We start from the raw sequence: 13,310 nt of genomic DNA on the forward strand, positions 1-13,310 counted from the left end.
GGAAATTCATATCAGTAATCGTTAGACAGATGTGATTGTTTGGAATGCATCGGGGGCGTCAAGATCACATACCCTTCCCGGTCATCATCATTGAGAACAACTGAAACTGCTTTTGTTCTGCTGCGGAGTCTGCCATATCCTGAAGTATCGCGGCATTGTGTCTCACAATATCATCGTCGGGGAAGTTGCCGGTGGCCTTGCACTCTCTCCAATGCTGGTAGGCTTTCTGGTTCTTAAGGCTCAATGTCTTGGGGTTCTCAGGAGTCCCCTTCGGGCAGCCCTTCGGATGCTTGGGATTGTGACAGGGGGCCGGTAAAACACGCTCTACAGGTTCGCCGCGAAACGTCTGCAGCTCCCCTGTATCCTCGCTGTAGATGTACTTCAAACAGTGTTCACAGGACCGGAAGGCAACTTCGGGGTGGAGCATGATCAGCCCCACCCCTTCGATTAGTTTTTTGCGTCTTCTTCCTCAGGTGAGGTAGTGCCAAGCAGTTTGTCGAAGTCGATTTCTTCTTCTATCTTCGTTTCTTCGTCCGACGTATCCAACTGCATCACTATGTTGAATAGCCGCTCGACGATATTCCTCTTGAGGTGCACGAGTGTGTCTTGATTGATCGGCAGAGGCTTTCCGTCTTCTTCCAAGTCCCAACTGACAACCTGCTTTACAATCACGGCGTGGATCCGACGTGTCTTCTCTGCAGCAGATAACAAGTCCCATGAACTCAGTATCTCCCGGATTTTGTCACTTAGCATGACCCGGAACGCAAACCGGACAGGCCCGTGCATATTGGGCACTCCACTGATCAGGGCATCTTCCGTGTATCCGTCCGCAATGTAATTCTTGGCTACCATCTGAATCTTTCTAGTTTTAAATTAAGAATGGTGAATTAAAGAAGTCGTTATATTTTAAGCTGAGTGAGCGTTGGTGATGATCAGCGGCTTGGTTGTGCCCGAACTGCGAACCATTCCTTCCAGCGGAAGTCTGGTTACGTCCCTGCCCTGGTTGGTCGGTGTTTTATTGGGATACTGCACTGCTGCCATGGCGAACGTCAGAACGTCTCCGGATGCAGCGTCATTCGTAAACACGGCTGTTGCTGCTGCCCCGTCAAGGGCCTGTGCTACGAGGTCAGTATTATCCGTATCCCATGGATGGTCTGTTGCCAGAGAGATCATACGGTCCACCATAGGGATGTCGTAACGCGTCAAACCGTTCTCAAACAGTTCAGTATTTAGCTGGTTCTGAATAGTCAGATTGAAGCTGTTAAACAACCTGGTATCACCCTGCAGAGTGAGCACCCCATCTTTCATGATGTACGGTTTTTCGGTGGGCATTGTGAGAGCCGGGAAAGAGCCAGCAGCACCAGTCGTTTCCGTTTCTGCTTCGATATCCAGATCCAGAAAGAGCATCTGCCCCTGAGTGCCGTTGAAGCTCGCTCGGGCAATGCGGCAGCCCGAGTAGGTATAAACCTTTGCTCCACGATCGATCATCATGACAAACTCAGGCAGGGAGTCAGCAAGTGCGAATACATTGGTGCTTTCTGCCGATCCAGTAATATAGGGCAGCAGGGTATCCAGAGCCAGTCGCGAGCAGGGAACTTTGATAGACCCGGAAACCCGCTTGAGTCCTTCGCGAGTCCGTTCCTTATTGTGTTCGACGGTGCCCCGCATCCCATTGGTTTCGATGATCTCCGCTTCTTCGTGCAGAGTCTCGGGGAGCACAATTTCGAGCGGAATAGAACTCGTGTCAAACGGCAGAGCACTGTCGATCGCGACTTGCCCCAAAGTACCAATGGATGGTGTGGTCATGGTATCACCTTTATAATTTACTGATCTGATTAACGATGGAATCGGCGGTCAATTCCGCTGCTGTGTCTAAAACTTCTTCACTGAATCCCATGAACGGTCTGGCCGGGATGTTCTTTTTCTTCGAGCCATCCTGATGGACTCCCGCATATTCAACAGTAGCCCCCAGAGTAAAGCCTTCACCTGTCACTCCTTCGATATGGTCTGCTCCCTGATATCCAACACTGTCCTGTAGTTTCCCGAAGTCGATTAACGGTTTTGGATCTGGATTGTGTCCCGGTGGTCTTGGTCTCTTCAACGGGGCCCATGCCGAGCCATCCGGTGCAGTGCTCGTCTGAAACCCTTCCACCAGATCAGTCTTTGTCGCACTCAAAGCAGCCTGCATGGCATCGGGCACATCCGGCTTGCTTACGGTGTCGGCAATTCCTTGGAGGAATCCGTTGAGGTCTGTTGAGTCGATGGTTTCAGGCATCGCTGCTTGTCCTTTACGGTAACTACTTTAAACCCTGACAGCTTCCGCACTCCAACAGCGGTATAAGCTTTGTTGTCAGTGCTGATCTGGTCAGCATATTGTTTGACGGCTTCGGTTTCTTTGTCCGTTTTGAACCGAAGCGCGCCGTAGGTATTGGTGCTGACTTTGATAAACTCTGCGTCTTTAACTTCAATCTCGTGTGTCATGTTCTCGCTTCCCAACTGATAAACCACAGGGTTATCCCTGCGTGATATTCTCCTGCCTCAAACCACGATGGATCTACGACCGCACCGGGGGCAACGTAACTGTTTACGACTGAAGACACTCCGCTTAACCGGGGGGTGCGGAATGACTTCACGATCTCTTCGTACCAGGTTAGGTACTTGTCCCTGTTTAAAGTCTGGTCCTGATCGTCGGCGTCGACGATAAACACTCCCACCTGATATTCAATCTGGTCTCTTAAATTCGTTCCCTTGGCAGGATTGTGTTTTGGTGTTCCGGATGCAATTAAAATGGCCGGAAAGTCAGCTGGATGAAAGTTTCGCGTGGAAGGAACCTTTTGAACGTACACCGATGCGTCTGGAATATCCGTCAGATCCAGCCCTTGGATCTGGGTTTGTACTGCGGTCAGGATGCTTTCGAGGATGGCTGTCATTTCTGCCTCCGGCAAATACATCGCCAATGGGTGCGGAGTCTTACGCGGGATACTGACATCACGGTCCAGACCACACTGCTTGAATCGGTAATCGTATCGCCGGTTTCAATCTCAGCCCCGGCTAACAAGACGTTGGGGATGTTCCAGACAATGCCTTCGTGTGCTGTAGTAGCGAGACCGCGCGCGATGTCGTCCCGCGAGATGTCTCGCATCCAGGCGTGAGAAACGGTAACTGTTGCGGTGGTGTCGTTGTTTACCCCGCGTTTTGTGGTCAGAGTGACTGATTCCGTATCGGGCATTTTGAGGTATAGTCTGTCCAACTGCTGTGTTGTCACCATCAGATCACCACCTGCTTGTAACGAGACAGTGAGCTTTTAACCGAATCCAGCATCTTGGCTTGATCTTCCGCACCTGCGATGGTGTAGCTGTAGTCCTCAATCGATTCGGATTCCAGCGGTCCCTGCAGGCTGCGAGACTGGAGCATGGACGTAACGAGCTTATTCGCGGCGAATGTGATATCAGTCGGCACTGTTGCCCAGCCAGCCACATACACCACTTTGATATTCCCCAGTCCGAGTCCCGGGGCGCTCGCCAACTGACCGCGTAAACGGGAGTAGGGTCGCGGCCATGCTTTGCCGATCCGGTACAGAATCCCGCTTTTGCTGACTTCGGTTGCGGTCGCGTCGTCCTTTCGCAGAACATAATCGGTTCCCTCGACCAACAGAGTAGAGGCGGGGAAAGCATCCGTGCCATCCCCATAATAGCCGTCTGAATCTTCGTTGACTGAGGTGATGGATTGGACGGGGGTTTGATTGAGCACAATCACCTGGTCGCCCGAGCCGCTGTAATACTCTGTGTATGTCGCCTGTTCGATTTCCCGACCCAAATACCCTTTGATGATCGCATCGGCCTGGGGAATCAATAAATCAATCACAGCATCCAGCGAGGTGTCACTGATACTTAAGAGTGTTTTGATTGTGGCTTTAGTAGTAAGCGACATTGGAAATCATAACTCCGAATAATTATTTGAAATCAACCATCAGAACTTGCCGATTGAGTTTAATTGCGATTCACTGGTACTCTTTCTGTACACCATTTACCGTCATGAGAAATGTTATAATGACTATGCAATGGAAGACTGTTGAATTTCATTGACATAACCAGCTCCCTGTAGAATGTAAAAACCCGCTCCTAATTGCGAATTAGAACCCACATCAGTCACATTAAATGAAACAAAAGTGAATCCATTATCTGTGTCCAGGTCTTTGGCCATCACTTCAATAGCGATCAATGCCTGATTCTCCGCCCCATCAATAGAATCCGTATCAAAACTGGCTGCGTCCGATTGCTCCACAAGCGTAAACTGACCAGTGGTATCAATATCGGTAGCACCGACTTTATGTCGAATCCGCCTGAAATTAAGTGACTTGGATGATCCAGAAGTCGCAGCAGTATGCTGTTGCGCAGAGATCACCGGGTCATCGCCTGCAGTACCGATGGATGCCAGCAACACAAAAAGGCAACGATCGTAATTCTGGAGATTGATCCTGTCGCCTATATTCACATCCGCCGACAAGTCAACGGGCATAAAAGCAGGAATGATATCGTGACCTTCTAAAAATTCTTTATTGAACATGTAATGAGTTCCTTGCTGATCGAGATTGTATTAAAAAATTAGACCTGCAGTGTAAATTAACTACTCACTGCAACAGGAAAACTATGCACGAGTCGCCAGAGTGACAAAGCTTGATTGGGTGGCAGTTCCCTTATAGGGAGTTAATGGCTGAGTCTCCCATGGTTTGCCATCAATCCGCATAATAAATCGCAGCGCCAGTTGATCCGTCAGAAACTCAACATGCATGGATTCTGCCTGCTCAATGCCTCCTTTACTGATTGTGATGTAGTCATCCAGGCTGGCCAGAAGAATGTCTCCCTCTGTTCCCAGTGTTTCGTTGAACTCTGTTGGAATCACAGGACGTCCCATCAAAGTCGCATAAGAAGCTCCCGAAAGACCGGCTGGTGGCATGTAGACCAATTGTCCGCCGGCAGTCGAAACCCCCAGACTCATCTGATGCAGTTGAGGTTCTGTATCCTGATTAATAAACCAGGCGGAATTCATACGTGAGGATGCTTTCATGCGGCTCCACATTTGCAAAATATTTTCTGCCAAAATGGTATTCGCAGCCTGACCAGATTCTTTCGAAACTGTAACTCTTGCGGAAGATTGCATCACTCCCAGTGGTTTTCCGACACCATTCCCGTTGAAAATAGACTCTCCTAACATAAATTCCATTTCCTCGGTCACTTTTTTGTTTACATAAGACTCGAGAGCCATTCCATTATCGTTGATTAACTCTTCTGTCAGATAAACTAACACTGCCAACTTGTTAAGTTTCAGTGTCGTTTCTCCAAGCTTCGGTGTGGAACCTGTTAACGGGTCACCTTCCCCAACCCAATAAGCACGCAATCCACCTGAACGAGAGCCGTCCAATCGGCTTGTTTCTGAGTCTGTCGGGAACGTCATATTATTTCCAGCAACCCGATAATGATCTGTGCGACTGAAAATGTCGTTCTGATAAATTCGAGTCAGAATTTCTTGATGAAACTCTGGTAAAACGGCAATTCCTCCATCAGCCCCTACAATTTCTGACATTCCCTGAATTGATTTGCACATTCCCCAGGATTTCTTAGTCTTAGCGATCACTTCGCTACGATCTTTAAAACCGCAGCGGATGAAATCTCCAAAGGATTGAAATTCTGAAAATGGTTTGTAACCACTGGGAAACGCTCTTACCTGTTGCCCAGAGTAGGTTTTTTTATAAGCCTGCTGGTCACTATGATTTTTTTCTGTTTCCCAATAACCTGCCAGGCGTCCCTGTTCATCACGATGAATGCCACTCATATCTGGATCATTTAATTGATCTACACTTTTAGTGAGATTTTCAATGTTTGATGAGAGAGACTTTACTTTTTCTTCGAGTGTTTCAGACATAAAATGCCCCTTCTGCTTATATGTTTTTGACTAAGTGTTTCACATCGGCTCTAAGCACCGACTTCCAATTCATACCAATTGCGACCACATCAGGTTTGGGGTAGCAGATTGGATACTTGCTGCTGTAAATTCTTTACTACGCGTGAGAGTTCTTCTACATTATCCAACAATTGATTCTCCTCGCTGTGTATTTTCTGTTGAGACAACAGGTTTGTTCGAATCAATACATCTGCAATTTGTTGGCATTGATGGTCCGAAAACTCCTGGGCCTTTAAAGCTGATTCAGAATAATTTTTTGATCCGATTCGCTTCAATCGATAAGCAATCTCACCCATTCCAGGAAAATTGACCAAATGAAAATTGGAATCTGATTTAATACGCTTGCCCAGCACTTCCATATTTTCATCCTTAAGCTCCAACTGGGTATAGTTATCTGCAAACGTCTTCTCCAATTTTGTCTGTTCACTCGCTAAAGTCAGGAGCAGCTTTTCCAGAAATGACTCAATGCGTTCATTTTCGAGTACTGCTGCTGTAGATCTCACATGATCTTTCAAATCTAAGAAACAACACGAAATTGATTTTAAAATCTGAGCCCCCAGCGGAACTGACATTACCAGATCGGAATCGCTCTCCGGATTTGAAATTGATATCTTTTGTGATTGATCACTGCTATATTCACGAGAATTGGAATCGAGTACCCGTTGGTCACCTAACAGTTTGGGCAATTTTGATAACTGATGCATATTGTCTTCAGGCACCTTAATTTGAGCTTGCATTTCATCAACTTCATGCTCTTTCTCCATTGAATGATTAGTATCCTTTAACGTCCAACCAGGGATTTGATGTTTTTTCTGAGGAAGCACCGTTCTCAGTGATTTTAATAGAGGCTCTACTATTTTGTGGCCTTCAATCGTTCCTCGATCAAGGGTTCTTGCGATGGCATCTGGATTGACACCCAATGCACCCCAGGACCATTCAATCAATTCCCATTGCTTCAATACAATTCCGATTCCAGAATTTGCTGTTTTCCTGGTCGAAGTTTTAATTGGCAGAGCACGTACAGAGGTTGCTCTGACTAACCCCTCGGAGATCAGGTGAAATATCTGCAATGACTCTAGGGATTTAGAAGTGAAGTAAGACGTCGCAGAAATTTTTTCCTGGTCTACTTCGATTGCCAGACGACCATCCGGATGCTGACATTTTGCGATGGGACGTGTAATTTCACCTAAACCATGTTCCCAGAGAACAATTGGATTATTGCGGAAATTTTCAAGTTGCACTCCAGCAGGTTCAATGACATCACCTTCACGGTCCTCGCGAGGTGTGTTGATGATTGCTCGGGCAGACATCAGCCTCTCATCGATCATTGGCTGTGTCTGACATGCCAGTGAAAGTTCAGAAGCTTTTCCAGCAATTTTGCAGAATGATCCAAAATCCTGCTGCCGGTGTTTGAGAATTAATTCTAATGAATTTGAAGTCTGATTTATATCCACTGTTCGCCCCGTTGAGAAACATATCATGTTTGCGACAGGGCAGTGTTTTAAGATTCGGCACGCACGGGTCAAGACACGAAAAAAATAATTTTGTCTTTTTGATGCGTGATGAACTGCTCAATTTTCAGTAAGAAAACTGAGATCAGATGAATCTGGTTCTCTCTGGGAGGTTCGGTGAATCTGGTGACGGAAAGGTAACTCTCAACCTGATTAAGAATAGACCATTCTGGGACACAAGTAACACTTATAGAATCCGCAGGAGACTTTAATTTTAGAATTTAGAGCATGAATGACTTAGTGAGTGAAAAGTATTCTCAGTATATAGCATTCAAGAATTATGCTGCTTTTGAGATTGGTTCAGCATCACCAAGCGACTGATCCTGATTTGTTTTGCTGATTTGACCGGAAGAAATACGGTTTGAATAGATGATATTGATAAACTCTGGGAAAGAGTTCCATGGACCAGGATTCTGGTTCCATACAACCGCGATTTTCTTAAAGAAAGTCATTTCATATTTTGCGACCACCAAGCTCTGAATCGTTTCGTTTGGCTCTAAATCCGCAGGAGTCCACTGACGTGGGCAAAGATCGTATGCAGGTTCACCATTCCTACCATTTGTTGGAATCTCATACAAAATTGCCAGTTCACTGTCATCATTCAGTTTCGCAGGAAAACTACGGCAGGTATGCGGACGCGAATGGTAAATACTGCAACGCCCTAAACCTTTTGGGTGTTCTTCATCAGGCAAACACTCCATGAGAAAACGACACTTCGTGGTTCCCGGAAACGAAACACTTGGGATATGCTTCAGGCAAATAACAAATGGTACATCTGGTGCATCTTCAAAAAAGAAATGAGGTGCTAAATTTCGGGAAATCAGGCCCTCCGAGTCTTCCCATCGACATGCGAAGTCCCAAAAGTTTTTATTCTGGTAATGAGTAAATTGATGAATATCCGCACCAGAGATTGGTACTGCAAAAGAGCGACAACATCCGGAATGACAGGATTCACAAATACCCATTTGACTTCTTATTTTGACAGGAACTCCGTACGGTAATGAATTATGATTTGAGTCACTGCCCTGAAACGACTTTCAAATGGCAAAAAATAATTTGGGAATCAAACCATAAAACCCTGCCTGAATTATCGTCACAACCATCAAAGTCGCTTGAGTGCTTTCCTGAATTCGAGAAATACATCAGGGGTTCTTGATACATAGTATTCTTACACAACTCTTTTTATAGATAGGATTTGACTGCGTTTGCCAGCCTTTTCATCCCCTCTTGAATTCCCTGAGTGTTCTGCACACCAAAAGTAAGTCGCATATGATTTTTTTGTATGGCAGGCTGCTCATTGCAACCGAGCCAATGGTCATATGCATAGCAGAGCTCACCTGGTACATACATGACTTTATCTTCATGGATCGCTTTCTGAAAAAGCGAACTTTGAAACCCCGTTTCTATCGAGTCGGGCAAAGTCATCCAGACATAAAGCCCACCTCCCGGATGGATCCAATGCACATCCTTAAGTTTTGAGAAATACATCTCAGCGGCATCCAGCATACAATCTCGTTTTTCGCGATACACGGATCTTAAATATTCCACGTGGTCATAATATAAATTTTCACGAAGTGCGTTAGCTAAGATATGCTGACTCATATTAGTAGAGCCAAAATCATCATTTCCCTTTTTATCTGAGATTGCCTCACAGACCCGTTTCGACGCTACTCCAAATCCGACTCTCAACCCGGGAGCAAAGCTTTTCGAAAACGTTTGCGTAAGAATGACAGTTTCACCCGTCTGGTCGAAACTCCTGATACTGGGCAGAACCGGGCCATCATAACAGAGTTCTCGATATGCCAGATCTTCTAAAATATGAATTCGATGCTGTTTTGACCATTTTTGAGCAACTTCTACTACCTGCTTTCGCCGTTCAATCGAAAGAGATATCCCAGATGGATTCTCATAATCACTAACCAGATAGATCAATTTCACTCTATTTAACTGACCTTGAGCCTCCAGACTTTCGAGGGTAGCATCCAGAGAATCCATCCGCATCCCGGATTCATCTGTTTCAACAGAAATGATTCTGGCTCCTAATCCCTGTAATACACCTAGAAACACGAAATATGTTGGAGCGGCAACCAGGCAAATATCTCCCGGATCAAGTAACACTTCGCCTAATAATGACAGGTATTGCTGTGAACCGGTTGTGACTATGAAATTGTCTACAGTCATCCCCAGTTCCTCCGCTGACTTTTGTTCCAGATTGGTTAAATGAGTGAGGAGCAATTTTCTAAGTGATAATGAACCTGCGGTTGTTCCGTATTGAAGCGATTCCCTGGCAGATCCCGGATCTGAAAACAGGGAATCAAAAGCGCTTTTAGTAATTGAAACAGGCAGACTGTTCTGATCGACTAACCCAGCCGCCAGAGAAAGTACTCCCGGATTTTCGACTCCCTGTTGCATCAGATAACTGATCGGTAAATCGTGGCTCCAGGTTCTTTTCTTGCTGAACTGAATTTCTTTTGAATCAGTCATTTTATTGTTCGTCTTGTAGTTCTAGAGGATACAATGTCCGGCTACGACTAAACAACCGAACGAGTTATTACCCAATTAGCATAATTGAGGGTAAGGAGATTTACTACGAACTTCGATCGAACAGAATTGAATTACGGAGTCCCAATCAGCATACTGGATAAATAAATTGATATTAATGTTTCTCGAAGTCAAATAATTATCGACAGATGCAGCTCCTGAATCTCCATTCACTCAGTAGGAAACAGACTTTTGAAACCACTTTTTTTCATATTGCCCCTGTTAGTATTTAGTTTGTTTGAGAGTCCTCTCTGTGCGGCTGAAACGTCCCCCGAGCCTTTGTCTGTGAATACGGGATTACATCCTCTCGACTGGGTGATCATCGCCATCTATGCAATCTCAACCATCTTTTTGGGATGGTACTTCAGTCGAGGACAGGAAGATACGTCAGAATACTTTGTCGGTAGCGGGCAGATGAATCCCATATTAATTGGTGTTTCATTATTTGCCACTTTGCTCAGCACAATCACTTATCTCTCAACACCTGGTGAAATCCTGGGGAAAGGGCCAGTATATCTGATTAAAGATCTCGCGATGCCCTTCATTTTTCTCATCGTAGGATTTGTAATGATTCCAGTCTATATGAGACAGCGAGTCACCAGCGCCTATGAACTGCTGGAAGAAAAACTGGGGTTGGGAATTCGACTGCTCGGAGCAATTATGTTTGTCAGTTTGCGACTGATCTGGATGTCGTTACTGGTTTATCTGACAGCCAAAGCGATTACGACCATGCTCAACGTGGGTGAAGAATGGATTCCCTATATCGTTTTGGGAACAGGTCTCGTTGCAATCATTTATACTTCGCTGGGTGGATTGCGTGCAGTCGTGATAACAGATTTAATTCAGACAATCTTGTTGTTTGGAGGCGCGTTGCTGGTTATCGCGACAATTACTTACCATCTGGACGGTTTTGGCTGGTTTCCAACTCAATGGGATCAACACTGGGACACTCAACCGTTTTTCAGCTTTGATCCAGCGACGCGCGTGACCTACGTAGGAACGTTTCTTTCGATAATGGTCTGGTATGTCGCGACTGCATGTGGCGACCAGGTTTCTGTACAACGTTTTATGTCTACCAAAGATGCGAGTGCTGCCAGAAAATCCCTGGCAGTTCAGTTAAGCGTTTCTGTTGTAGTCTCATTAACCTTAGCTATGGTTGGCTTCGCTTTACTGGGTTACTTCAAAGAATTTCCAAATGAAATTCCCGCAGGAATTGATCTTAAAAAAGATGCTGACAAATTCTTCCCACACTATATTGCCTATCATCTTCCAGTCGGCATATCTGGATGCGTGGTTTCAGCCATGTTTGCCGCCGCCATGTCCAGTATCGATTCCGGTGTGAACTCTATTACAGCAGTTGTCATGACAGACTTCCTGGATCGGTTTGACAAATCTCCACGGACAGAAAAGGGACACGTTTTCACTGCACGGCTACTGGCATTTGGGATTGGTACCATCGTAGTTTTATCCAGCTCTGTAATGGGAAGTATCCCGGGAAATATAACAGCAGTAACGAACAAAACTGCAAATTTATTGACGACACCAATCTTCTGCCTGTTTTTCTTTGCTCTATTCGTTCCCTATTCCAGACCAGCAGGAGTAATTGTCGGGGCGATTCTGGGTACGACAACCGCCATCTTAATTGCATTCTCTGGACCAATCTTTATGGGTCCCAACGAACCCGACCCGATCAGCTTTCAATGGATTGCTCCCGCAGCTGTTACAGTGAATATTGCCAGCGGTTGTCTGGTCAGTTATCTGATTGCCAGTTTTCAAAGCAGAAACCGACTCCCCCGTAGCTAAGGTATTGATCGCCGTTTACCTTGAATCTTCACTCTTTCAGGTAATTTCAACAGACTTCGTATTATTCTTTGAAGCTCTCCCTTTCTGCAGACTGGGAGCTCCCACATCATAATCAAGCTGGTCTGATTGTTCGGTTTGCGGAATTTTAGGATCAGCCTGGCTGACCAGTTGTTCGCCCCCCCGCTCTGGTCCCAGAGGAGGCAGCCCCCTGATCGCTCTCATTTCATCGACTTTAATAATTTTGGCACGGATATCTGTTGCCAGACGTTTTTCAAGCAAATCCGGGTCATCAATGTGAGTTGCCTCAATTTCTACAGTCAGGTTTTTTCCAAATTGTGGGGCCAGATGCTCAGTATCATCTTCTGCCAATAAGTCCAGGATTGGTTGAACGGTGAGACAGATAAACTGTTTCAGGCTTGCATAAAAAGCCGCATAACTTCCTCCATCCGAGATACCGGCTGCAATTCCTGGAACGCCATGCAAAGCAAGAATTGCATCCCTGAATTGTGTGAAAGAAGAATTGTAATCCATTTCTCGGGGAGTCGCAGTCAGAGAAACGACCTGTTCTCCCGTGGTAAATATTGCCTTTCCTGTATTTTCTGTACCTCCATACTTCTGCTCAAACATCGCTGCTGCCGCTTCGAGTTCTTCCCTGGTAGGGTTCATATCTTTCCCACAGGTAACAACAATCGAAGGATCTGCCCCGTTATTCATTTGTGCCCAGCGAGCAGAATCAATCTGATTGGCTGAATCAACCCATCTCGCTCCTGCACTCACCGGAGACTGTCCATCATCCTTATAAACAGGATGGGGCCAACTCGATATTTGGAGTTGCGAAATTGGAATCACATTTCCTACTACTTGACGAAACATACTCGTTTCTGTAAATGAATTACCATATGACTCATTAAAATATCTGAGAGAGGACGCCTGGATTTTATACCCTCCTTCCGGAAATTCATGATTTGGAGGTACAGGGGTAGCAATCGCAGTTGGAATAACATATCTCTGGACCGTTTTACCGAATTGATTGGGCACATTCCAGACAATGCTAGTCCCTGTCAACTGAAGCTGTAAGACACGTTCATAGCGAAACGATGCACCAGATTGAGTTGGGTTCGGATGCTTTAAAATTTTACAAATCGGGTGTTCGTTTGAGAGAGGTTCTGAATCGCCGAATTCACCCGCATACAAACTTTTGAACTGGGAATATCCGCCTTTATTTTGATTTTTTTCTTTTTTTCTATTCTGTCTAGAACCATTTGCTGAATCATCATAAACCAAAACAGATGCCTGCATTGCTTGCAGACAAATTGCCCTGATCGCAACAAAAGTCCATCCAGTATACTGATCGGATTCCCTTCTATGCTCACTACTCCATGACCCTGGCTGCCCCGCTCCTAACACCGCACGTAAAGCAACAGCAAACCGATTTGATTTGAAGCGTGTTGTCAGTTGTTTTAATGGATTCCACATTCGAAGTCTTTTCCAATC

15 protein-coding genes are annotated in these 13,310 nt (G+C 45.6%); 1 reads left to right on the forward strand and 14 read right to left on the reverse strand.

The window, feature by feature from the left end:
- Positions 1-64: 64 nt before the first annotated feature.
- The 13 genes from Pan161_RS29335 to Pan161_RS29390 all read right to left on the reverse strand — a co-directional run bounded on the left by Pan161_RS29335 (position 65) and on the right by Pan161_RS29390 (position 9,956).
- A complete protein-coding gene (locus Pan161_RS29335; protein ID WP_145232264.1) occupies positions 65-427 on the reverse strand; it encodes a hypothetical protein in 363 nt (120 codons plus the stop codon).
- A gap of 20 nt (positions 428-447) precedes the next feature.
- Positions 448-852 carry a hypothetical protein gene (locus Pan161_RS29340; protein ID WP_145232265.1) on the reverse strand — a complete coding sequence of 135 codons (405 nt, stop codon included), beginning with the start codon at positions 850-852 and terminating at the stop codon, positions 448-450.
- A 54-nt stretch (positions 853-906) separates the two neighbouring features.
- A complete protein-coding gene (locus Pan161_RS29345) occupies positions 907-1,806 on the reverse strand; it encodes a phage tail tube protein (RefSeq protein WP_145232266.1) in 900 nt (299 codons plus the stop codon).
- 10 nt (positions 1,807-1,816) lie between these two features.
- Positions 1,817-2,275: a phage virion morphogenesis protein gene (locus Pan161_RS29350; protein WP_145232267.1), complete on the reverse strand. Its 459-nt coding sequence runs from the start codon at positions 2,273-2,275 to the stop codon at positions 1,817-1,819.
- Positions 2,212-2,481, reverse strand: coding sequence for a hypothetical protein (locus tag Pan161_RS30815; protein WP_197995585.1), 270 nt, complete (start codon positions 2,479-2,481; stop codon positions 2,212-2,214). Before Pan161_RS30815 ends, Pan161_RS29350 begins: the two co-directional genes overlap by 64 nt.
- Positions 2,478-2,930: a hypothetical protein gene (locus Pan161_RS29355; RefSeq protein WP_145232268.1), complete on the reverse strand. Its 453-nt coding sequence runs from the start codon at positions 2,928-2,930 to the stop codon at positions 2,478-2,480. The genes Pan161_RS30815 and Pan161_RS29355 overlap by 4 nt, the downstream gene beginning before the upstream one ends.
- Complete coding sequence (locus Pan161_RS29360; RefSeq protein ID WP_145232269.1) at positions 2,927-3,268, reverse strand: hypothetical protein; 342 nt, start codon at positions 3,266-3,268, stop codon at positions 2,927-2,929. Before Pan161_RS29360 ends, Pan161_RS29355 begins: the two co-directional genes overlap by 4 nt.
- A complete protein-coding gene (locus tag Pan161_RS29365) occupies positions 3,268-3,930 on the reverse strand; it encodes a head-tail connector protein (RefSeq protein WP_145232270.1) in 663 nt (220 codons plus the stop codon). Before Pan161_RS29365 ends, Pan161_RS29360 begins: the two co-directional genes overlap by 1 nt.
- A gap of 123 nt (positions 3,931-4,053) precedes the next feature.
- Positions 4,054-4,566 (reverse strand): hypothetical protein, encoded by a 513-nt coding sequence (locus Pan161_RS29370; protein ID WP_145232271.1) that lies wholly within the window; start codon positions 4,564-4,566, stop codon positions 4,054-4,056.
- An 81-nt stretch (positions 4,567-4,647) separates the two neighbouring features.
- Complete coding sequence (locus tag Pan161_RS29375) at positions 4,648-5,922, reverse strand: phage major capsid protein (protein WP_145232272.1); 1,275 nt, start codon at positions 5,920-5,922, stop codon at positions 4,648-4,650.
- 89 nt (positions 5,923-6,011) lie between these two features.
- On the reverse strand, positions 6,012-7,415 hold the full coding sequence (locus Pan161_RS29380) for a hypothetical protein (protein ID WP_145232273.1): 1,404 nt from the start codon (positions 7,413-7,415) through the stop codon (positions 6,012-6,014).
- 335 nt (positions 7,416-7,750) lie between these two features.
- The gene (locus tag Pan161_RS29385; RefSeq protein ID WP_145232274.1) at positions 7,751-8,437 is read right to left on the reverse strand and encodes a YkgJ family cysteine cluster protein; all 687 of its coding nucleotides are present in this window, start codon (positions 8,435-8,437) and stop codon (positions 7,751-7,753) included.
- Between the two features lie 217 nt (positions 8,438-8,654).
- A complete protein-coding gene (locus Pan161_RS29390; RefSeq protein ID WP_145232275.1) occupies positions 8,655-9,956 on the reverse strand; it encodes an aminotransferase-like domain-containing protein in 1,302 nt (433 codons plus the stop codon).
- A gap of 342 nt (positions 9,957-10,298) precedes the next feature.
- Here Pan161_RS29390 and Pan161_RS29395 point away from each other — a divergent pair, with 342 nt between their 5' ends.
- Positions 10,299-11,816 (forward strand): sodium:solute symporter family transporter, encoded by a 1,518-nt coding sequence (locus Pan161_RS29395; protein WP_232103550.1) that lies wholly within the window; start codon positions 10,299-10,301, stop codon positions 11,814-11,816.
- 36 nt (positions 11,817-11,852) lie between these two features.
- Here Pan161_RS29395 and Pan161_RS29400 read toward each other — a convergent pair whose 3' ends face one another.
- Entirely contained in the window at positions 11,853-13,292 is a 1,440-nt protein-coding gene (locus tag Pan161_RS29400) for a phage portal protein (RefSeq protein ID WP_145232276.1), read from the reverse strand.
- Positions 13,293-13,310: the final 18 nt, after the last annotated feature.

The sequence above is a fragment of the Gimesia algae genome (assembly GCF_007746795.1).
Lineage (GTDB): Bacteria > Planctomycetota > Planctomycetia > Planctomycetales > Planctomycetaceae > Gimesia > Gimesia algae.